General features: G+C 71.6%; 19 protein-coding genes. 13 read left to right on the top strand and 6 right to left on the bottom strand.

Annotation, left to right across the window (positions count from 1 at the left end; all coding sequences use genetic code 11):
* Positions 1 to 8: 8 nt before the first annotated feature.
* Together ppgK and F8R89_RS22690 are read right to left on the bottom strand one after the other, a co-directional pair.
* Positions 9 to 764: a polyphosphate--glucose phosphotransferase gene (ppgK, locus tag F8R89_RS22695; RefSeq protein WP_151785662.1), complete on the bottom strand. Its 756-nt coding sequence runs from the start codon at positions 762 to 764 to the stop codon at positions 9 to 11.
* 29 nt (positions 765 to 793) lie between these two features.
* On the bottom strand, positions 794 to 1,807 hold the full coding sequence (locus tag F8R89_RS22690) for a 4-hydroxy-3-methylbut-2-enyl diphosphate reductase (RefSeq protein ID WP_151785661.1): 1,014 nt from the start codon (positions 1,805 to 1,807) through the stop codon (positions 794 to 796).
* A gap of 150 nt (positions 1,808 to 1,957) precedes the next feature.
* Here F8R89_RS22690 and xseA point away from each other — a divergent pair, with 150 nt between their 5' ends.
* The 3 genes from xseA to F8R89_RS22675 all read left to right on the top strand — a co-directional run bounded on the left by xseA (position 1,958) and on the right by F8R89_RS22675 (position 4,218).
* Entirely contained in the window at positions 1,958 to 3,190 is a 1,233-nt protein-coding gene (xseA, locus tag F8R89_RS22685) for an exodeoxyribonuclease VII large subunit (RefSeq protein ID WP_151785660.1), read from the top strand.
* A 9-nt stretch (positions 3,191 to 3,199) separates the two neighbouring features.
* Positions 3,200 to 3,439 (top strand): exodeoxyribonuclease VII small subunit, encoded by a 240-nt coding sequence (locus F8R89_RS22680; protein WP_151785659.1) that lies wholly within the window; start codon positions 3,200 to 3,202, stop codon positions 3,437 to 3,439.
* A 188-nt stretch (positions 3,440 to 3,627) separates the two neighbouring features.
* Entirely contained in the window at positions 3,628 to 4,218 is a 591-nt protein-coding gene (locus F8R89_RS22675; protein WP_151785658.1) for a malonic semialdehyde reductase, read from the top strand.
* Between the two features lie 85 nt (positions 4,219 to 4,303).
* Here F8R89_RS22675 and F8R89_RS22670 read toward each other — a convergent pair whose 3' ends face one another.
* A complete protein-coding gene (locus F8R89_RS22670; RefSeq protein WP_151785657.1) occupies positions 4,304 to 4,825 on the bottom strand; it encodes a DUF4245 domain-containing protein in 522 nt (173 codons plus the stop codon).
* Between the two features lie 127 nt (positions 4,826 to 4,952).
* On the opposite strand from F8R89_RS22670, the gene glpX reads away from it, so the two are divergent.
* Positions 4,953 to 5,990, top strand: a complete 1,038-nt coding sequence (gene glpX / locus F8R89_RS22665) for a class II fructose-bisphosphatase (protein WP_151785656.1) — start codon at positions 4,953 to 4,955, stop codon at positions 5,988 to 5,990.
* Between the two features lie 69 nt (positions 5,991 to 6,059).
* Here glpX and F8R89_RS22660 read toward each other — a convergent pair whose 3' ends face one another.
* Positions 6,060 to 6,437 carry a WhiB family transcriptional regulator gene (locus F8R89_RS22660; protein ID WP_079033618.1) on the bottom strand — a complete coding sequence of 126 codons (378 nt, stop codon included), beginning with the start codon at positions 6,435 to 6,437 and terminating at the stop codon, positions 6,060 to 6,062.
* 179 nt (positions 6,438 to 6,616) lie between these two features.
* Entirely contained in the window at positions 6,617 to 7,294 is a 678-nt protein-coding gene (locus F8R89_RS22655; protein ID WP_151785655.1) for a DUF1707 domain-containing protein, read from the bottom strand.
* A gap of 159 nt (positions 7,295 to 7,453) precedes the next feature.
* Between F8R89_RS22655 and F8R89_RS22650 the strand changes: the two genes are divergently transcribed.
* From F8R89_RS22650 to F8R89_RS22635, 4 genes are all read left to right on the top strand, one after another.
* Positions 7,454 to 9,133 (top strand): fumarate hydratase, encoded by a 1,680-nt coding sequence (locus F8R89_RS22650; protein WP_151785654.1) that lies wholly within the window; start codon positions 7,454 to 7,456, stop codon positions 9,131 to 9,133.
* 76 nt (positions 9,134 to 9,209) lie between these two features.
* Positions 9,210 to 10,613: a class II fumarate hydratase gene (locus tag F8R89_RS22645; RefSeq protein WP_151785653.1), complete on the top strand. Its 1,404-nt coding sequence runs from the start codon at positions 9,210 to 9,212 to the stop codon at positions 10,611 to 10,613.
* 71 nt (positions 10,614 to 10,684) lie between these two features.
* On the top strand, positions 10,685 to 11,380 hold the full coding sequence (locus tag F8R89_RS22640) for a DUF402 domain-containing protein (RefSeq protein WP_151785652.1): 696 nt from the start codon (positions 10,685 to 10,687) through the stop codon (positions 11,378 to 11,380).
* 283 nt (positions 11,381 to 11,663) lie between these two features.
* Positions 11,664 to 13,775 (top strand): ATP-binding SpoIIE family protein phosphatase, encoded by a 2,112-nt coding sequence (locus F8R89_RS22635; protein WP_192806195.1) that lies wholly within the window; start codon positions 11,664 to 11,666, stop codon positions 13,773 to 13,775.
* A gap of 39 nt (positions 13,776 to 13,814) precedes the next feature.
* Here the strand turns inward: F8R89_RS22635 and F8R89_RS22630 are convergent, their stop codons facing one another.
* On the bottom strand, positions 13,815 to 16,205 hold the full coding sequence (locus tag F8R89_RS22630; protein ID WP_151785650.1) for a transglycosylase domain-containing protein: 2,391 nt from the start codon (positions 16,203 to 16,205) through the stop codon (positions 13,815 to 13,817).
* A 250-nt stretch (positions 16,206 to 16,455) separates the two neighbouring features.
* Here F8R89_RS22630 and F8R89_RS22625 point away from each other — a divergent pair, with 250 nt between their 5' ends.
* From F8R89_RS22625 to F8R89_RS22605, 5 genes are all read left to right on the top strand, one after another.
* Positions 16,456 to 17,403, top strand: a complete 948-nt coding sequence (locus tag F8R89_RS22625) for an SPFH domain-containing protein (RefSeq protein ID WP_151785649.1) — start codon at positions 16,456 to 16,458, stop codon at positions 17,401 to 17,403.
* A complete protein-coding gene (locus tag F8R89_RS22620) occupies positions 17,400 to 17,645 on the top strand; it encodes a hypothetical protein (RefSeq protein ID WP_151785648.1) in 246 nt (81 codons plus the stop codon). The genes F8R89_RS22625 and F8R89_RS22620 overlap by 4 nt, the downstream gene beginning before the upstream one ends.
* Positions 17,646 to 17,750: 105 nt before the next feature.
* Positions 17,751 to 18,275, top strand: coding sequence for a PadR family transcriptional regulator (locus tag F8R89_RS22615; protein WP_015658114.1), 525 nt, complete (start codon positions 17,751 to 17,753; stop codon positions 18,273 to 18,275).
* Complete coding sequence (locus tag F8R89_RS22610) at positions 18,272 to 18,961, top strand: ABC transporter ATP-binding protein (protein WP_151785647.1); 690 nt, start codon at positions 18,272 to 18,274, stop codon at positions 18,959 to 18,961. Before F8R89_RS22615 ends, F8R89_RS22610 begins: the two co-directional genes overlap by 4 nt.
* Positions 18,958 to 21,294 (top strand): ABC transporter permease, encoded by a 2,337-nt coding sequence (locus F8R89_RS22605; protein WP_151785646.1) that lies wholly within the window; start codon positions 18,958 to 18,960, stop codon positions 21,292 to 21,294. The genes F8R89_RS22610 and F8R89_RS22605 overlap by 4 nt, the downstream gene beginning before the upstream one ends.
* Positions 21,295 to 21,350: the final 56 nt, after the last annotated feature.

Raw genomic sequence — 21,350 nt, 5'->3', positions numbered from 1 at the left:
GGTGGTGCCTAGCCGGTGACCGCCGTCTCCGCCGCGTGCATCGCCGCTCCCACGATCCCCGCGTTGTTCTGCAGCTGGGCCGGGACGATCTCCGCGCGGATGCCCTCGATGTGGGGCAGGAACTTGTGGGCCTTGCGGCTGACGCCGCCGCCGATGATGAACAGTTCGGGCGAGAACAGCATCTCGACGTGCGCGAGGTACTTCTGGACGCGGCGGGCCCAGTGCTCCCACGTCAGGTCCTCGTCCTCCTTGGCCTTGCTGGAGGCGCGCTTCTCCGCGTCGTGGCCGTTCAGTTCGAGGTGGCCGAGTTCGGTGTTGGGGACGAGGCGGCCGTCGTAGAAGAGGGCGCTGCCGATGCCCGTGCCGAAGGTGAGCAGGAAGACCGTGCCCTTGCGGCCGCGCCCGGCACCGAAGTGCATCTCGGCGACCCCGGCGGCGTCGGCGTCGTTGACCACGGTCACCGGGAGGCCGCCGAGGCGCTCGCCGAACAACGCGCGCGCGTCCGTGTCGATCCAGCCCTTGTCGACGTTCGCCGCGGTGCGGATCGTGGAGCCGTCGGTCACCACACCGGGGAAGGTGAGGCCGACCGGGCCGGTCCAGCCGAAGTGCTCGACGACCTGGAGCACACCGTCGGCGACCCCGTCGGGGGTCGCCGGGTGCGGGGTGAGCACCTTGTGGCGCTCCTGGGCCAGGTCGCCCTTGTCGAGGTCCACCGGGGCGCCCTTGATCCCGGATCCGCCGATGTCCAAGCCGAAGATCTGCATGGCCCTACGTTACGACGGACGACTGACGGTCACTCACCGGTCGCGGAACCGGTGCGCTCGGCGATGAGCGTGGCCGCCTCCTCGCGCAGGTCGCGGCGCAGCTCCTTGGGCAGGGAGAACGTGATGGACTCCTCGGCCGCCTTGACGATCTCGACGTCCTCGAAGCCGCGCTGGGACAGCCACTCCAGGACCTGCTCGACCAGGACCTCCGGCACCGAGGCGCCCGAGGTGACGCCGACGGTCGTGACACCGTCCAGCCAGGCCTCCTCGATCTCGTCGGCGAAGTCCACCAGGTACGCCGCGCGGGAGCCCGCCAGCTTGGCGACCTCCACCAGACGCTTGGAGTTGGAGGAGTTGCGGGAGCCGACGACGATGACGAGGTCGGCCTCGGCGCCCATCTGCTTCACGGCGAGCTGGCGGTTCTGCGTGGCGTAGCAGATGTCGTCGCTGGGCGGCGAGATCAGCTGCGGGAACTTCTCCTTGAGGGCGTCGACGGTCTCCATGGTCTCGTCGACGGAGAGGGTGGTCTGGGAGAGCCAGACGACCTTGGACTCGTCGCGGACCTCGACCTTGGCGACGTCGGCGGGGCCGTCGACGAGCTGGATGTGCTCGGGGGCCTCGCCGGAGGTGCCGATGACCTCCTCGTGGCCCTCGTGCCCGATGAGGAGGATGTCGTAGTCCTCGTTGGCGAACCGGACCGCTTCCTTGTGGACCTTGGTGACCAGCGGGCAGGTCGCGTCGATGGTGGCGAGCCGGCCGCGGGCGGCCTCCTCGTGGACGACGGGGGCGACGCCGTGGGCGGAGAACATCACGATGTTGCCCGGCGGCACCTCCTCCGTGCGCTCGACGAAGATGGCGCCCTTCTTCTCCAGGGTCTGCACGACGTACTTGTTGTGGACGATCTCGTGCCGGACGTAGACCGGAGCGCCGTACTGCTCCAGGGCCTTCTCGACGGCGATCACGGCGCGGTCCACACCCGCGCAGTAGCCACGGGGGGCGGCGAGCAGGACACGGCGGCCAGACGAAGCAGTCATGCGTCCCATCGTAAGGGTGCGTACGCCGCCCCGAAGATCGCGGGAGTCGCGGTGGGGGCGTGATGGGGTGCGCGGGGCGGGAGGCGGCGCGCGGGGGCCGGTGTCCGCGCCCCGCGCCGGGGCGGGGGTGTTGTCGGTGGCGGCCGTTACGCTCGCCGCATGGCTGTGAACACGTCGCCCGAGTCCCCGCTGCCCGTCGGTGAGGTGTCCCGGCTCATCGGCGGGTGGATCGACCGGCTCGGCGCGGTGTGGGTGGAGGGGCAGATCACCCAGTTGTCGCGGCGGCCCGGCGCGGGCGTGGTGTTCCTGACGCTGCGCGACCCGTCGTACGACATCTCGGTGAGCGTGACCTGCTATCGGCAGGTGTTCGACGCGGTGGCGGACGTGGTGAGCGAGGGCGCGCGGGTCGTGGTGCTGGCGAAGCCCGAGTGGTACGCGCCGCGCGGGCAGCTGTCCCTGCGGGCCGCCGAGATCAAGCCGGTCGGGGTCGGGGAGCTGCTGGCCCGGCTGGAGATGCTGAAGAAGTCGCTGGCCGCGGAGGGTTTGTTCGCTCCGGAGCGCAAGAGGGCGCTGCCGTTCCTGCCGCAGCTCGTCGGCCTGGTGTGCGGGCGGGCGTCCGCCGCCGAGCGGGACGTCCTGGAGAACGCGCGGCACCGCTGGCCCGCCGTCCGTTTCGAGGTGCGCAACGTCCCGGTGCAGGGTGTGCACGCGGTGCCGCAGGTCGTGCAGGCGGTCAAGGAGCTGGACGCCCTCGACGACGTGGACGTGATCATCGTCGCGCGGGGCGGCGGCAGCGTGGAGGACCTGCTGCCGTTCTCCGACGAGCAGCTGGTGCGGGCCGTGGCGGCCTGCCGTACGCCCGTCGTGTCCGCGATCGGGCACGAGCCGGACAACCCGCTGCTGGACCTGGTCGCCGACCTGCGCGCCTCCACGCCGACGGACGCCGCGAAGAAGGTCGTCCCGGACGTCGGCGAGGAGTACGAGCGGGTGCGGATGCTGCGCGACCGGGCGCGGCGGTGCGTGGAGGCGTACGTCGACCGGGAGGAGCGGGGGCTCGCGCACGCTCTCGCGCGCCCCTCGATAGAGGATCCGCACCGGATGATCGACGAGCGGGGCGACCATGTGGCGTCGCTCCTCGACCGCGGCCGCAGGTCCCTGGGCCACGCGCTGGACCGGGCGGCGTCCGAGCTGACGCACACGCACGCGCGCGTGGTGGCGCTGTCCCCGGCGGCGACCCTGAAGCGCGGGTACGCCGTGCTGCAGCGCAACGACGGGCACGCGGTGCGGGATCCCGGCGAGGTGGCGGCGGGCGAGGTGCTGCGCGCCCGGGTCGCCGAGGGCGAGTTCTCCGTACGAGTCGACGCAGGAAGCGACGCAGGAAGCGATGCATAGGGTGGGCGCATGACCGGCAAGGTGGAAGAGGCCCTCGGCTACGAGCAGGCCCGGGACGAGCTGATCGAGGTCGTACGGCGGCTGGAGGCGGGCGGCACGACGCTGGAGGAGTCGCTCGCGCTCTGGGAGCGGGGCGAGGAGCTGGCGAAGGTGTGCCGGCGCTGGCTGGACGGGGCGCGGGCGCGCCTGGACGCGGCGCTCGCCGAGGAGGAGGCCGGGGACGGGCAGGAGGAGGGCGGCGACGACTGACGCCGCCGCCCGTATCCCGGAACGCGAAGGGGTGGGTTCTGTGACGACGATCACCGGGACCCGCCCCTTTGTTGAACATTGAACTTGTCTCGCGTACGCTCGCTCGCGTAAGCGGTCCCCGGTCCGTTTACGCGTGCCGCGCGGCCCCCGTGCGGTACCCCCACACCGCACCACCGAGAAGGTTCCGCATGTCTCTCGTCCTCGATCCCGCCGCTCAGGACCTGCTGTTCCGCGAGGCCCGCACCGCGAACTCCTTCACCGACGAGCCGGTGACCGACGAGCAGGTCCAGGCCATCTACGACCTGGTCAAGTACGGCCCGACCTCCATGAACCAGTCCCCGCTGCGCGTCACGCTGGTCCGCTCCGCCGAGGCCCGCGAGCGCCTGGTCGCCCACATGGCCGAGGGCAACCGGCAGAAGACCGCCACCGCCCCCCTGGTCGCCATCCTCTCCGCGGACAACGAGTTCCACGAGGAGCTGCCGGTCCTCTTCCCGCACTTCCCGCAGGCCAAGGACGCCGTCTTCGGCGACCGCGTGGTCCGCGAGAACAGCGCCGCACTGAACGGCGCCCTCCAGGCCGCGTACTTCATCGTCGGCGTCCGCGCCGCCGGGCTGGCCGCCGGCCCGATGACCGGCTTCGACTTCGAGGGCGTCCGCAAGGAGTTCCTGGACGACGACCACACCCCGCTGATGGTCGTCAACATCGGCCGCCCCGGCCCGGACGCCTGGTACCCGCGCTCCCCGCGCCTGGCGTACGACGAGGTCGTCACCACGATCTGACCCGGCGCTCCGGCCCCCCACGGGCCCGCCGCCCATGACGAAGGCCCCCGGCGTCACGCCGGGGGCCTTCGCCGCGCTCAGGGGGTCACTCGGCGCGCAGCGCCTTCGCCATCCGCGTCAGCTGGTCGAACGAGCCGGTGCCGGCGACCACGGTCGTCGCGCCGTCCTCGCGGGAGACCAGGGCGTCGTAGCGGCCGCCGGTGTAGCGGGTCCAGGTGCGGTCGCCGATCCGCTCGGTGACATCGGTCCTGTGGGCGCCCTGGCTGGCCTGCTCGATGAAGTCGTCCGGCTTCTCCATCGACTGCTGGACCTGCACATAGCCGCCGTTCGGGGTGTGATAGCCGAGGTGCCAGGCGTCGAACTTGTCGCCCTGGAACCGCACGGAGGTCGGCTTCCACGTGTCGGGCAGTCCCTGCGGCGCCACCACCGGGTAGGACGCGGCCCGGCGGGCCGTGAGCAGCTCGACGCGGTAGTCGACCCGCGGGAGGTCGGGCGTGCCGTCGTCGTGCGGCACGAAGAGATAGACGACTCCCGCCGCGAGCACGGTCACCGCGAGGGAGAGGACCATGTTGCGGACCGACTTCTGCTTAACCTTCGAACCAGCCACGTCCCCTATCGTCGCAGGTGCCCGCTCTGCTCATCCGTGGGGCCCCCTGCTCATTCTGTCCGCCCGGGGATAGAGTCAGGCCCGTCACCCTCATCCGGCCGTCGTCGTATCAGAAAGGTGCGCTCCGATGACCGAGAATCATCATCATCTGCCGTCCGAACTCGAAGTACCGAGCGAGGCCCCCGACCGCAACCTGGCCCTGGAACTGGTCCGTGTGACCGAGGCGGCCGCGATGGCGGCGGGCCGCTGGGTCGGCCGCGGCGAGAAGAACGGCGCCGACGGCGCCGCGGTGCGCGCCATGCGGACCCTCGTCCACACCGTGTCGATGAACGGCGTCGTCGTCATCGGTGAGGGCGAGAAGGACGAGGCGCCCATGCTCTTCAACGGGGAGCGGGTCGGCGACGGGACCGGGCCGGAGTGCGACATCGCCGTCGACCCGATCGACGGAACCACGCTCACCGCCAAGGGCATGCCCAACGCCATCTCCGTGCTCGCCGCGGCCGACCGGGGCTCCATGTTCGACCCGTCGGCCGTCTTCTACATGGACAAGCTCGTCACCGGCCCCGAGGCCGCCGACTTCGTCGACATCGACGCGCCCGTCGGGGTCAACATCCGCCGGGTCGCCAAGGCCAAGCGGTCCACCCCGGAGGACGTCACCGTCGTCATCCTGGACCGGCCCCGGCACGAAGGGATCATCAAGGAGATCCGGGACGCCGGCGCGCGCATCAAGCTGATCTCCGACGGCGACGTCGCCGGCTCCATCTACGCGCTGCGCGAGGGCACCGGCGTCGACATGCTGCTCGGCGTCGGCGGCACCCCCGAGGGCATCATCTCGGCCTGCGCCGTGAAGTGCCTCGGCGGCACCATCCAGGGCAAGCTGTGGCCGAAGGACGACGAGGAGCGGCAGCGCGCGATCGACGCCGGGCACGACCTGGACCGCGTCCTGATGACGGACGACCTGGTCGCCGGGGACAACGTCTTCTTCGTCGCGACCGGCATCACCGACGGCGAGCTGCTGCGCGGCGTGCGCTACCGGTCCGAGACCGCGACGACCGACTCGATCGTCATGCGGTCCAAGTCGGGCACGGTGCGCCGGATCGACTCCGAGCACCGGCTCAGCAAGCTGCGGGCCTACAGCGCCATCGACTTCGACAGGGCGAAGTGACGGCGCGGCGGTACCGCTGAGCGGCAAGGGCGCCCCCGGTGCGGAGGGGGCGCCCTTTCGCGTCGTGTCTCAGCCGGCCTGGGCTATGCGGTTCGCGGCGCCCACCGTCTTCTTCAGCTCCATCTCGCGGCGGCGGCGCCGGGCGAGGACCACACGGCGCTCGGCCGCGGTCAGTCCGCCCCACACGCCGTACGGCTCGGGCTGGAGCAGCGCGTGCTCACGACACTCCACCATGACCGGACAGCGGGCACAGACCCGCTTGGCCGCCTCCTCGCGGGACAGGCGGGCCGCGGTGGGCTCCTTGGACGGGGCGAAGAACAGGCCCGCCTCGTCGCGCCGGCACACCGCCTCGGTGTGCCAGGGGGCGTCCTGGTCCCTGTCTCGCGCTGGCACCCGCTGGGCCGGAACGGCGGCTACCTGCAGGGACGAATGCGGCGGTTGCAGCACGGTCTACTCCTGACGACGGCTTCGCGAGCGAGAGACGATGCGACAAGGTCTACCCGCTGTACGCGTGCCTATGCAGGGAGTTCCGAACCGCTGGTTCCCGGGCCGCCGCGCGCGCCCGGGCGAGGGCGCCGGCCACAGGAACCGGCCCGTCCGGTTCACGGACGCCAACGGTCGAGACGTCAGTGCTCGAGGTGCCGGCGCAACCCCCGGTCGACCTTGCGGTGCACCCGGTCCAGGATGTCCGCGACCAGCTTCCCGCGCCGCGGCCGGCCCTCGATGCTGCCGAGCACGGCCCAGCCGTCGACATGGACGACCGGCGCGTCCGGGTCCTCCGCGTCGAGATGGTCCACCTCGAAGGAGCCGAGCACACCGCCGCCGGTGCCGCGCAGCGACACGTTCTCCGGGACGCGGACCTCGACGCTGCCGAAGACCGACCACGCCCGGATCACGATGTGCTGGTACTGGAAGAGGGCCTCGCTGAGGTCGATCTCCACACTGCCGAACACGGCGTACGCGTGGATGCGCCGGCCCGCGCGCCAGCGCCCCTTGCGCACGGCGCTGCTGAACACGGCGACCACGTGGTCGTCGGCGTCGGCCGGGACGGGCGCCGGGACCGGGCGCGCGGCCGCCGGGGCGGTGCGGCGCGGATGCCCGGCGGGCAGGTCCCGGACGAACACCTCCAGCTCGCCGACCGTCCTGGCCGCGAGGACGCCCTCGACCCGCTCGGCGTGCTCGTCGGCGGTCAGGCGCCCCTCGGCCAGGGCGTCGCGCAGGATGTCGGCGATGCGGTCACGGTCGGCGTCGGAGGCGCGGAGCTCGGCGGCGGGGGCGGGCGCGGTGCGCTTCTGAAGGTCCACGGCAGCAGCGTACCGAAACACGATAGATCGCGATACCCCTGGGTCGATTCGTCCGGCGGTCACCGAACTGAGCCGGACCTCACAGGCTCGCCGTCGGAGGCAGGTCCTAGGCTGGTGGGCGCTGCCAACGGAGGCCAGCCGCTGTCTGTCGAGTGAGGAATGGGCGAGATGCCTGAGTTCGCGTACACCGATCTGCTCCCCATGGGAGAGGACACCACCCCGTACCGGCTGGTGACCTCCGAGGGCGTCTCCACGGTCGAGGGACCGGACGGGCGCACCTTCCTCCAGGTGGAGCCGGAGGCGCTGCGCAAGCTCGCCGAGGAGGCCATCCACGACATCCAGCACTATCTGCGCCCCGCCCACCTCGCCCAGCTCCGCCGGATCATCGACGACCCGGAGGCGTCCAGCAACGACAAGTTCGTCGCCCTGGACCTGCTGAAGAACGCGAACATCGCGGCCGCGGGCGTCCTGCCGATGTGCCAGGACACCGGCACCGCGATCGTCATGGGCAAGCGCGGCCAGAACGTGCTCACCGCGGGCGAGGACGAGAAGGCCCTCTCCAAGGGCATCTACGACGCCTACAAGAACCTGAACCTGCGCTACTCGCAGATGGCTCCCCTCACCATGTGGGAGGAGAAGAACACCGGCTCCAACCTCCCGGCGCAGATCGAGCTGTACGCGACCGACGGCGGCGCCTACAAGTTCCTGTTCATGGCCAAGGGCGGCGGCTCCGCCAACAAGTCGTTCCTCTACCAGGAGACCAAGGCCGTCCTGAACGAGGCCTCCATGATGAAGTTCCTGGAGGAGAAGATCCGCTCCCTCGGTACGGCCGCCTGCCCGCCGTACCACCTGGCCATCGTCGTCGGCGGCACCTCCGCCGAGTACGCCCTCAAGACCGCCAAGTACGCCTCCGCGCACTACCTGGACGAGATCCCCGCCGAGGGCTCCGAGCTGGGCCACGGCTTCCGGGACAAGGAGCTGGAGGAGAAGGTCTTCGAGCTGACGCAGAAGATCGGCATCGGCGCGCAGTTCGGCGGCAAGTACTTCTGCCACGACGTCCGCGTGGTGCGCCTCCCCCGGCACGGCGCCTCCTGCCCGGTCGCCATCGCCGTGTCCTGCTCCGCCGACCGCCAGGCCGTCGCGAAGATCACCGCCGAGGGCGTCTTCCTGGAGCAGCTGGAGACCGACCCGGCGCGCTTCCTGCCGGACACCACCGACGAGCACCTGGACGAGTCCGGTGACGTCGTGAAGATCGACCTGAACCAGCCGATGGACACCATCCTGGCCGAGCTGACGAAGTACCCGGTCAAGACCCGCCTGTCCCTGACCGGCCCGCTGGTCGTGGCCCGCGACATCGCGCACGCCAAGATCAAGGAGCGGCTGGACGCGGGCGAGGAGATGCCGCAGTACCTCAAGGACCACCCGGTGTACTACGCCGGTCCCGCGAAGACCCCCGAGGGCTACGCGTCCGGCTCCTTCGGCCCGACGACGGCCGGCCGCATGGACTCCTACGTCGAGCAGTTCCAGGCCGCGGGCGGCTCCAAGGTGATGCTCGCCAAGGGCAACCGCAGCAAGCAGGTCACCGACGCGTGCGCCTCCCACGGCGGCTTCTACCTCGGCTCCATCGGCGGCCCGGCCGCCCGTCTCGCCCAGGACTGCATCAAGAAGGTCGAGGTCCTGGAGTACGAGGAGCTCGGCATGGAGGCGGTCTGGAAGATCGAGGTCGAGGACTTCCCGGCGTTCGTGGTCGTCGACGACAAGGGCAACGACTTCTTCCAGGACCCGGCGCCCGCGCCGACCTTCACGTCCATTCCGGTACGCGGCCCCGGACTCGCCTGAGCGGTCCGTGACGAATCGCCTCCACGGGGAACAGTGGTCGGGGTGCCGGCGCTGTGACACGTGGAGGTGATCGTCGATGACCGACGAGCAGGACAGGACCGGGTACCGCACGGAGCACGACTCGATGGGCGAGGTGCGGGTGCCCGCGCACGCCAAGTGGCGGGCCCAGACCCAGCGGGCCGTGGAGAACTTCCCCGTCTCCGGGCAGCGCATCGAGCGGGCCCACATCGAGGCGCTGGCCCGGATCAAGGGCGCCGCGGCGAAGGTGAACGCGCGGCTCGGGGTGCTCGACAAGGACGTCGCCGAGGCGATCCAGGAGGCGGCCGCGGAGGTCGCCGAGGGCCGCTGGGACGAGCACTTCCCCGTCGACGTGTTCCAGACGGGGTCCGGCACCTCGTCCAACATGAACACCAACGAGGTCGTCGCGACCCTGGCGACCGAGCGGCTCGGCCGGGACGTGCACCCGAACGACCACGTCAACGCCTCCCAGTCGTCCAACGACGTCTTCCCCTCCTCGATCCACATCGCGGCCACCGCCGCGGTCACCCGGGACCTGATCCCGGCGCTGGAACACCTCGCGGCGGCCCTGGAGCGCAAGGCCGGGGAGTTCGCCGACGTCGTGAAGTCGGGGCGGACGCATCTGATGGACGCCACGCCCGTGACACTCGGTCAGGAGTTCGGCGGGTACGCGGCCCAGGTGCGGTACGGCGTCGAGCGGCTGCGGGCCTCGCTGCCCCGGCTCGCCGAGCTGCCGCTGGGCGGCACGGCCGTCGGCACCGGCATCAACACCCCGCCCGGATTCTCCGCCGCCGTGATCGAGGAGGTCGCCCGGGTCACCGGGCTGCCGCTGACCGAGGCGCGCGACCACTTCGAGGCGCAGGGCGCCCGGGACGGTGTCGTGGAGACCAGCGGGCAGCTGCGGACCATCGCGGTCGGGCTGACGAAGATCGCGAACGATCTGCGCTGGATGGCGTCGGGGCCGCGCACCGGGCTCGCCGAGATCTCCCTGCCCGATCTGCAGCCGGGGTCGTCGATCATGCCGGGCAAGGTGAACCCGGTGATCCCGGAGGCCGTGCTCATGGTCTGCGCCCAGGTGATCGGCAACGACGCCACGGTCGCCACGGCGGGCGCGGCCGGCAACTTCGAGCTGAACGTGATGCTGCCGGTCATCGCGAAGAACGTCCTGGAGTCGGTGCGGCTCCTCGCGAACGTCTCCCGGCTGCTGGCGGACCGCACGGTCGACGGGATCGTCGCGCACCGCGAACGGGCCCGCGAGTACGCGGAGTCGTCGCCGTCGGTCGTCACGCCGCTCAACAAGTACATCGGGTACGAGGAGGCCGCCAAGGTGGCCAAGGAGGCCCTCGCCTCGCGCCGGACGATCCGCGAGGTCGTCCTGGACGGCGGATACGTGGAGCGCGGCGACCTGACCCTGGAGCAGTTGGACGAGGCACTGGACGTGCTGCGGATGACACGCCCGTAACGCTGGTCACGAAGGCGTGAACGGTGACCGGTCTCGCAGCGGCGTGTGCCTGGGGCACCTAATATCTCCGCATGGCAGACGGCGGGTCGGGGACGACGGAAGTGGAAGCGGGCGGGTCGACGGGCTTCTGGGCCCCCGGCTCGCAGATCCTGTGGCGGTACCGGGAGAACGCGGGCCGGCGCTTCCACATCGTGCGTCCCGTCACCGTCGTACGCGACGACGAGCGGCTGCTGGCGGTGTGGCTCGCGCCGGGCACGGAGTGCGTCAAGCCGGTGCTGAGCGACGGGACGGCCGTGCACGCGGAGCCGCTGCGGACCCGGTACACCAAGCCGCGCACCGTCGTGCGCGACCGCTGGTTCGGGACCGGGGTGCTGAAGCTGGCGCGGCCGGGTGAGCCGTGGTCGGTGTGGCTGTTCTGGGAGCCGGGATGGCGGTTCAAGAACTGGTACGTGAACCTGGAGGAGCCGCTGGCCCGTTGGGCGGACGGGGTGGACTCCGAGGACCATTTCCTGGACATCTCCGTGCACCCGGACCGCAGTTGGCACTGGCGCGACGAGGACGAGTTCGCGCAGGCCCGGCGGGACGGGCTGGTGGACGAGGAGCTGGCCGGGCGGGTGCGCCGGGCCGGGGAGGCGGCGGTGGAGGTGATCCGCGCGTGGGGGCCGCCGTTCCGCGACGGCTGGCAGAACTGGCGCCCCGATCCGTCCTGGGCTGTACCTTCTTTGCCTGAGGACTGGGACCGTACGCCCGCGCGGCTGTCGTCGTGAGACCCTTGATGCGCCCCCCGGCAAGAAACGTAGGATCGTCCTCCGCACGGGCGCGCGGGGACAACTGACGGACGAAGCGCCGGGCTTGACCGATCGTCACCGAGGGGCGGCAGGACGTGAGCGAGGGTTACCAGGGCGGCGCCGGCACGGACCGGCGCCGGCACCGCACCGGTGGCACAGGAACTGCCTCTGGTCACGCGGGATTTCCGTTCCTGGGGCATGTATTCCGGGTATCGGAGTCTCGGCGGGACGAACTGCACGCGTGGCGCGCAGCCCCGGACGGATGGATTCGAAAGGCGTGACGGAGCAGCCGACCTCCTTCGAGCGCCCCGAGGCGGGCGTCGACCCCGCGGAGCCCCGCGGGGCGCTCGCGCGTGTCTCGGCGCCCCGCGCCGCGTCCGCGCGCCCCTCCGGTGGCGGTGCCGCGTTACCCGCGCAGGCCCGCACCGGAGAGACCCCTTCCACGCCGGGCACCACCGCACCGTCCGGCCCGAGCAAGGAGCCCCCAGTCATCGTCGGCAACGGTCCCGAGCACGCGCAGCCCTCCGTCGCCGAGCCCGACGCGCACCGGCCACGGCCCGCGCCGGAGGCCATTCCCCCGCAGCCGGGCGCCGAGCAGCCCCCGGCGTCCGCCGAGCGGCGCACGGGCCAGCCGGTGCAGCCGGGCCGTCCCACGCCGATGCGGCGGGACGGGGACCGGCTGCGGTTCGTGGGCGCCGCCACGCGGCGGATCGCCCGCGGTCTGGATCTGGACGAGATCGTGATGGGGCTGTGCCGGGCGACCGTGCCGACGTTCTCCGACGCGATCCTCGTGTATCTGCGGGACCCGCTGCCGGTCGGTGACGAACGGCCGACGGGGCCGGTGGTGCTGCGGCTGCGCCGCACGGACCGTATCCCGGAGGAGCGGGACACCGAGGGCTTCCTGCCGCCGGCGCCGCCCGCGGAGCCGGCCGAGCTGGCCGGGCTGTCGTCGGTGACGGCGGAGCTGTGCGAGGTGCGTCCCGGGGGCGCGCTCGCGGAGGTGCTGCGCGGGGTGCGGCCGGTGTTCGCGGACGCGCCCGCCGCGCGGGCCGCGCTGCCGGAACTCCTCGGCGAGGAGGGCGAGTCGATCATCCCGGACGGGCAGCGGGCGATCCTGGCCCCGCTGCGGGGGCGGCGCCGGGTGATCGGCGCGGCGGTGTTCCTGCGCCGCCCGGAGCGGCTCGCGTTCGAGCCGGACGATCTGCTGGTCGCGGCCCAGCTGGCCACGCACAGCGCGCTGGGCATCGACAAGGCGGTGCTGTACGGCCGTGAGGCGTACATCGCGGACGAGTTGCAGCGCACGATGCTGCCCGAGACGCTGCCGCGGCCGACGGGTGTGCGGCTGGCCTCGCGCTATCTGCCGGCCGCGGAGACCGCGCGGGTCGGCGGTGACTGGTACGACGCCATCCCGCTGCCGGGCAGCCGGGTGGCGCTGGTGGTGGGTGACGTCATGGGGCACTCCATGACGTCGGCCGCGATCATGGGCCAGCTACGGACGACGGCGCAGACCCTCGCGGGTCTCGATCTGCCGCCGCAGGAGGTGCTGCACCATCTGGACGAGCAGGCGCAGCGGCTGGGCACCGACCGGATGGCGACCTGCCTGTACGCGGTGTACGACCCGGTCTCGCACCGCATCACGATCGCCAACGCGGGGCATCCGCCGCCGGTGCTGCTGCATCTGGGCGGGCACGCGGAGGTGCTGCGGGTGCCGGCGGGCGCGCCGATCGGGGTCGGCGGTGTCGACTTCGAGGCGGTGGAGCTGGACGCGCCGGCCGGGGCGACGCTGCTGCTGTACACCGACGGTCTGGTGGAGTCGCGGCTGCGCGACGTGTGGACCGGAATAGAGCAGCTGCGCGAGAAGCTCGCGGCGACGGCCCGGCTGACCGGCGCGGACCATCCGCCGCCGCTGGAGGCGCTGTGCGACGACGTGCTGGACATGCTCGGTCCCGGTGACCGGGACGACGACATCGCGCTGCTCGCCGCCCGGTTCGACGGGATCGCGCCGAGCGATGTGGCGTACTGGCATCTGGACCCCGAGGACGCGGCGCCGGGGCAAGCCCGGCGGCTGGCGCGGGGCGCGCTGGCGGGCTGGGGGCTGGAGGAGCTCAGCGACTCGGTGGAGCTGCTGGTCAGCGAGATCGTGACGAACGCGGTCCGCTACGCCTCGCGTCCGGTGACGCTGCGGCTGCTGCGTACGGACGTGCTGCGCTGCGAGGTCGGCGACGACGTGCCGCAGTTGCCGCGGCTGCGGCAGGCGCGGGCCACGGACGAGGACGGGCGTGGGCTGTATCTGGTGAACCGGCTGGCGCGGCGCTGGGGCGCGACCCGGCTGAGCACCGGCAAGGTGGTCTGGTTCGAGCTGAACCGCGGCTGAGCGCCGCGTCCTTCGAAGGACGCGGCGCCGCCTGCGGGCCTACTCCTCGTCGTCCGGCTTGGACGGGTCGAGGGTGATGCCGCCCGTGGGCCGGCCCGTGGGGTCGGTCGTGGGCTTCTGGGTGGTCGGCTCGTCCGTCGGCTCCTGGGTGGTGGGGTCGTCGGTCGGTTCCTGGGTGGTGGGCTCGTCGGTCGGTTCCTGGGTGGTGGGCTCGTCCGTCGGTTCCTCGGTGGTCGGGGTGTCCGAGGGGGTCGGCGTCCGGGTCGACCGGACGCCGGCGCCCTGGTCGGTGTCCAGGCTGAACCGGGCGTCGGGCCGGGTGACGCCGAACATGTACGAGGCCCAGATCTGCGCGGGGAAGCCACCGCCGTTGACGCGCGGGAGGCCGCCGGCGCCGTACATCTTGGTCTGGCTGTGGGTCTTGGCGTCCTCGCCGAACAGGCCGACCGAGGTGACCAGGTCGGGGGTGTAGCCGGTGAACCAGGCGGACTTGTTGTCGTCCGAGGTGCCGGTCTTGCCGGCGACCTTCTGCCCGCTGCGCTTGGGGTTGTTCGCGACGGCCTGGCGGGCCGTTCCGTCGCCGACCACGCCGGTCAGGACGGAGGTGACGGTGTCCGCGGCCCTGCGGGACAGGACGCGTTCGCCGATGGGGTCGGCGATCTTCACCTGGCGGGTGTTGTGCTCGGCCTTCTTGAGGATGCCGGGGGTGACCTTGATGCCGTGGTTGTCGAGGGTGGCGTACACGCCGGCCATCTGGAGGGGGCTGGCGCCCATGGTGCCGAGGGTCTGCGCGGGCACGGCCTGGGCCTCGGCGGTGTCCATGCCGAGCGCGCCGGCGACGTCCATGACGTCCTTCATGCCGACGTCGACACCCATCTGCGCGAAGACGGAGTTGACCGACTTGTTCATCGCCGTCTGCACGGTGATGTCGCCGTAGTCCTGGTCGTCCTCGTTCTCCGGGGCGAACCCGACCTTGGTCCCGCCGTCGACGACGGGGCGCTTGCTGGTGCCGTCGTAGACGGTGTCGGCGGTGATGGGGTCGCCGTCCTGGGTCTGGGCGGCCTTCTCCAGGGCGGCGGCGAGGATCACCGGCTTGAACGTGGAGGCGGGCTGGTAGTCGGCGCGGGTGGCGTTGCTCGTGTAGTGCTTGAAGTAGTCCACGCCGCCGTAGAGGGCGACGATCCTGCCCGTCTTCGGGTCGACGGAGACGGCGCCGGCCTGCACGTTGGCGTCGACCTTGCGCTTCTTCGGGTCGAGCTTGCTGGTGAGTTCGGCTTTGACGGCCTTCTCGAGGGCGGCCTGCCGCTTCTTGTCGACGTTGAGGGTGATGGTCCAGCCCTGGTCGACGACGGCGGCCTCGGCCTGGGAGCGGGTGAGGTTCTGCTGCTCCATCAGCTGGTCCTCCAGCTGACGGTTGGCGAGCTCGATCAGGTAGCCCTTCTGGCCCTCGCGTCCGGCGGCGGGCTTGGGCTCCCTGGGCACCGGCAGCTTGGTCATCTTCTGCCGGTCGGCGCGGTCGAGCCAGCCTTCCTCGACCATGTTGTCCAGGACGTAGTTCCAGCGGTTCGTGACGAGCCGCTTGCCGGTGTCGGACGCGCTCGACCAGTCGTACTGGCTCGGCGCCTGGAGGAGGGCGGCGAGGTAGGCGCCCTGCTCGACGGTCAGCTTCTCGGCGTCGACGCGGTAGTACGCCTGGGCGGCGGCCTGGATGCCGTAGGCGCCGCGGCCGTAGTAGCTGGTGTTGATGTAGCCGGCGAGGATGTCGTCCTTGGTCATCTGGCGGTCGACCTTCAGGGAGATGACCATCTCCTTGAGCTTGCGGCTGACCGTCTGCTCCTGGCTGAGGTAGTAGTTCTTGACGTACTGCTGGGTGATGGTCGAGCCGCCCTGCGCGCCCTTGCCCATCGCGGTGTTGAGCAGACCCCGGGCGGTGCCCTTGAGGTCGATGCCGTGGTCGTTGTAGAAGCTCTTGTTCTCGGCGGCGACGAACGTGTACTGGACCTTCTTCGGGACCTTGGACAGGTCCACGATCTCGCGGTTCACGTCGCCGGCGCGGGCGAGGACGCTGCCGTCGCTGTACTTGTAGACGTTACTCTGGCGCTGCGCGGCCTGGGCGGCGGCGTTGTCACCGGGGACGTCGACGTACAGGTAGAGCGCGAAGAACGCGCCGATGATCAGCAGGCAGGTGCCCAGGAAGGTGCCCAGCATCTTCTTCCAGGTGAACAGCCGGCGTATCCGGCCCTTGCCGTTCGCGCCCTTGCCGTTCGCGGCGCGGCGGGCGGCGGCACGGCCTCCTCCGGCGTCCGGCGGAGCGCCGACGACGGTCACCGACGGGTCGTCCCCGGTGTGCGGGGGCACTCCGGGGGAGCGCCGGGGCGCCGCGCGGCGGCCACCACGCTGCCGCGCTCGTCTCTCTTCCGCTCGTCCCATGGTTCCGTTCCGCTCCGCTTCGCTTGGGTGTGCGCTCCTGACACACGGGTTCGCCGCTTCCGGTCAGCTCCGAAAGCTAACACCGGAAGTTGTGACAAAGGGCGGCCGATCCGGGCTTTTACGGACGTGACAATCAGCACCCACCCCAACGGAACCGACGGCTCAGGGGGCTTCAAGGTTGCCCGCATCGGGTAATCTGATATCACTTAGCTAGGCACATGACAGCACTTACAGGGACGGGGGCACCACCATGCCGAACGACAGGAACGACACGCCGACGGCCGCCGCGGCCGACGTGCCGCAGATGCCGGCGCCGCGCGTGCGCGAGGTCGCCGCCCACAGCATCGGCGGCGGGCTCGCCCTGCTGCTGGGCCTGGTCGGGCTGCTGGTGGGCGCGGGGATGGTCGCCGGCGCCACGGCGGCCACCGGGAACGGCGGCAAGGCGGCCCTGATCATCGGGGGCGTCCTGGTCGCGATCGCCGCGCTGCTCGCGATGTCCGGGCTGAACATGGTCGCGCCGGGCGAGGCCCGGGTGGTGCAGCTCTTCGGGCGCTACCGGGGGACGATCCGGCAGGACGGCCTGCGCTGGGTGAACCCGTTCACCTCGCGCACGAAGATCTCGACGCGGGTGCGCAACCACGAGACGGCCGTCCTGAAGGTCAACGACGCCTACGGCAACCCGATCGAGCTGGCCGCGGTCGTGGTGTGGCGGGTCGAGGACACCGCGCAGGCCACCTTCGAGGTGGACGACTTCCTGGAGTTCGTCTCGACGCAGACCGAGGCGGCCGTGCGGCACATCGCCATCGAGTACCCGTACGACGCCCACGACGAGGCCGGTCTGTCGCTGCGCGGCAACGCCGAGGAGATCACCGAGAAGCTGGCCGCCGAGCTGCACGCGCGCGTGGAGGCCGCCGGTGTGCAGATCATCGAGTCGCGCTTCACGCATCTCGCGTACGCTCCCGAGATCGCCTCCGCGATGCTCCAGCGCCAGCAGGCCGGCGCGGTCGTCGCGGCCCGCCGGCAGATCGTCGACGGCGCGGTGGGCATGGTCGAGGCGGCACTCGCGCGGATCTCCGAGCGGGACATCGTGGAGCTGGACGAGGAGCGCAAGGCGGCGATGGTGTCGAACCTGATGGTGGTGCTGTGCGGCGACCGGGCTCCGCAGCCGGTCCTCAACACCGGGACGCTCTACCAGTGACGGACTCCGCCGGGGGCTCCGCCCCGCAGGGCCGGCCGCAGCGCAAGCAGGTGCTGCTGCGGCTGGACCCGGCCGTGTACGAGGCGCTCGCCCGCTGGGCGGGCGACGAACTGCGTTCCGCCAACGCGCAGATCGAGTTCCTGCTGCGGCGCGCGCTGGCCGAGGCGGGCCGGCTGCCCGGCGAGACCCGGCCGATCCCGCGCCGGGGCAGGCCCCCCGCGCGGCCGCCCGAGACGCCGTAGCGGAACCGTGACAATGGCCCCTCACCTGGGCCTTCACACCCTTCGCCGCACACTGCACACCGTGCGTATACACACCGGGTATACACCCCGTGTAGTGTCCTCGGCATGTCCATCGGTCACACCCTCCTAGGGCTCCTGGAGTCGGGCCCCCGTCACGGCTACGACCTGAAGCGGGCCTTCGACGAGAAGTTCGGTCACGACCGGCCGCTGCACTACGGCCAGGTCTATTCGACGATGTCCCGTCTGCTGAAGAACGGCCTCGTCGAGGTCGACGGCATCGAGCCCGGAGGCGGGCCCGAGCGCAAGCGGTACGCGATCACCGACGCCGGCGTCACCGACGTCCAGCGGTGGCTCGCGACCCCGGAGAAGCCGGAGCCGTACCTCCAGTCGACCCTCTACACCAAGGTCGTCCTCGCCCTGCTGACCCGGCGCGACGCGGCCGACATCCTCGACACCCAGCGTGCCGAGCACCTGCGCATGATGCGCATCCTCACCGACCGCAAGCGCAAGGGCGACCTGGCCGACCAGCTGATCTGCGACCACGCGCTCTTCCACCTGGAGGCCGACCTGCGCTGGCTGGAGCTGACCGCCGCCCGTCTCGACAAGCTGGCGGAGGTGGTGGTCAAGTGACTCCGCCCCCCGGCTCCCTGCTCGCGGCCTCCGAGCTGCGCAAGGCCTACGGCCCGACCGTCGCCCTCGACGGCGCGGACTTCTCCATCCACCCCGGCGAGGTCGTCGCCGTCATGGGCCCCTCCGGCTCCGGCAAGTCCACGCTGCTGCACTGCCTGGCCGGCATCGTCCCGCCCGACTCGGGGTCCATCGTCTACAACGGGCGCGAGCTGGCCACCATGAACGACGCCCAGCGCAGCGCCCTGCGCCGCTCGGAGTTCGGGTTCGTCTTCCAGTTCGGCCAGCTCGTCCCCGAGCTGACCTGCGTCGAGAACGTCGCCCTGCCGCTGCGCCTCAACGGCACCCCCCGCAAGGAGGCCGAGCGGGCCGCGCTCACCTGGATGGAGCGCCTGGAGGTCGACGACCTGCGCAAGAAGCGGCCCGGCGAGGTCTCCGGCGGTCAGGGGCAGCGCGTCGCCGTCGCCCGCTCGCTGGTCACCGGTCCGCGGGTGCTCTTCGCCGACGAGCCGACCGGAGCGCTCGACTCCCTCAACGGCGAGCGCGTGATGGAGCTGCTGACGGACGCCGCACGCTCCACCAACGCCGCCGTCGTGCTCGTCACGCACGAGGCGCGGGTCGCCGCCTACTCCGACCGCGAGATCGTCGTGCGCGACGGCAAGTCCCGGGACATGGAGCGCGTCGTATGAACGTGCGTCAGTGGGCCAGGGACCTCGGCATGGGGGTCCGGTTCGCCTTCGTCGGCGGCCGAGAGGGATGGGTCCGTGCCCTGCTGACAGCGGTCGGCGTCGGCCTCGGTGTGGCGCTGCTGCTGCTCACCACCGCGGTCCCCAGCATGCAGTCGGTCCGGCACGACCGGGAGAGCGCCCGCGCCGACATCGACTACAGCCGGCTGGACAAGAAGGCGAACGACCACAGTCTGCTGATCGCGGACATGGACACCGACTGGCGGAACAAGGACATCCGCGGCCGCGGCATCGAGCGCGAGGGCGCGAAGGCCGAGCCGCCGCCGGGCGTCGACAGCTTCCCCGCGGTCGGCGAGATGGTGGTCTCCCCCGCCCTCGAACGGCTGCTGAAGTCGGACGACGCGGCGCTGCTGCGCGAGCGGCTGCCCGAGAAGATCGTCGGCACCATCGGGGAGAGCGGGCTGATCGGCTCGCAGGAACTCGCGTTCTTCCGGGGCGCCGACGGCCTCGCGAAGGAGATCGACGGCGCCCGGGTCGCCCGGATCGACCGGTTCGGGGACACGAGCCCCGCCGAGACGGAGACCGACCCAGTCCTGCTGCTGCTCGTCATCGTCGTCTTCGTGGTGCTGCTGCTGCCGGTCGGCGTGTTCATCGCCGCGGCCGTTCGCTTCGGCGGCGAGCGGCGCGACCGGCGGCTCGCCGCGCTGCGGCTGGTCGGCTCCGACGGGCGCATGGTCCGCCGGGTCGCGGCCGGCGAGGCGCTCGCGGGTGCCGTCCTCGGCCTGGTCCTCGGCACCGTGTTCTTCCTCATCGGACGCCAGATCGCGGGCTCCGTCGAGGTGTTCGGCATCAGTGTCTTCCCGAGCTATCTGGACCCCTCCCCCGCGCTCGCCCTGCTCGTCGGCGTCGCGGTGCCCGCGGCGGCCGTGGTCGTCACCCTGTTCGCGATGCGCGGCGTGGTGATCGAGCCGCTCGGTGTGGTCCGCACGGCGAAGCCCGCGCGGCGCCGGCTGTGGTGGCGGCTGCTGATGCCGCTCGGCGGTCTGGCGATGCTGTGGCCGATGATCGGCCAGGGCCGCGAGAACGGCACCTTCAACGCGTACCTGGTGGTCGGCGGTGTGCTGCTGCTGCTCATCGGCGTCACCACGCTGCTGCCCTGGGTCGTCGAGGCGGTCGTCTCCCGGCTCGGCTCGGGCGGTGTGGCCTGGCAGCTCGCCGTCCGCCGGCTCCAGCTGAGCAGCGGCACGGCCGCCCGCATGGTCAACGGCGTCGCGGTCGCGGTGGCCGGTGCCATCGCCCTGCAGATGCTGTTCGCCGGGGTCGAGAGCGACTACACGAAGGACAGCGGCAAGGACGTCGCCCGGGCGCAGATGGAGGTGTCGCTGTCCCGGCACGCCGAACTCGGCACCGCGGTGGAGCGGTTCCGCACCACCAAGGGCATCAAGGACGTCTTCGCCTACGACCGCGGCTACGCGGGCGACCGGCGCAAGGAACCGGAGCTGGGCCTCGAGGTCAGCGTCGGCGACTGCGCGTCGCTGCGCCAGGTGGCCGTCCTGCCCTCCTGCAAGGACGGGGACGCGTTCTACGTGTCCGACGCCGAGTGGGACACGGACACCCCGAAGCTGGCCAAGCAGCCCGGACGGACGATGTACCTCGACCCGTCGTACGAGGGCGGTGCGCGGCAGCAGGAGATCGCCTTCACGATCCCGAAGGGGCTGCGGCCGGCCCACAGCCGTGAGGACCTCACGGGCGGTACGCGCGGCGGCCTCCTCCTGACGCCCAAGGCGCTCGCCCCGTCGGCCGCGCCCGCGCTGCGGGGCCAGGTGTACCTCCAGTTCGACCAGTCCGTCCCGGACGTGCAGGAGTACGCGCGGAACGCGGCGGCCGCGGCCGACCCGCTGTCGTACCCGATGAACTGGTACGCCACGGAAACGTCCAGTCGCTACGCCACCATCCGCACCGGTCTGTTCGTCGGCGCCGTCTGTGTCCTGACGCTGATCGGGGCGAGCCTGCTGATCTCCCAGCTGGAGCAACTGCGGGACCGTAAGAAGCTGCTGTCGTCGCTGGTCGCCTTCGGCACCCGGCGGCGGACGCTGAGCCTGTCGGTGCTGTGGCAGACCGCCATCCCGATCACCCTGGGGCTGCTGCTGTCGGCGGTGGTGGGCCTGACACTGGGCACGGTCCTGCTGAAGATGACCGGCACGCCGGTCGCCGTGGACTGGGCGAGCATGCTGTCGATGACGGGCGCCGGAGCGGCCGTGATCATCGTGGTGACGCTGCTCAGCCTGCCGCCGCTGATGCGGCTGATGCGCCCGGACGGTCTGCGCACGGAGTGACGGCCACCCGTCCCGCGGCACGCGGCCGCACCGCCTCGCGCGGTGCGGCCGCGCCC

Source organism: Streptomyces sp. SS1-1 (genome assembly GCF_008973465.1).
Lineage (GTDB): Bacteria > Actinomycetota > Actinomycetes > Streptomycetales > Streptomycetaceae > Streptomyces.
Note: the sequence above shows the minus strand (reverse complement) of the source record. Positions and strands in the feature narration are given on the sequence as shown.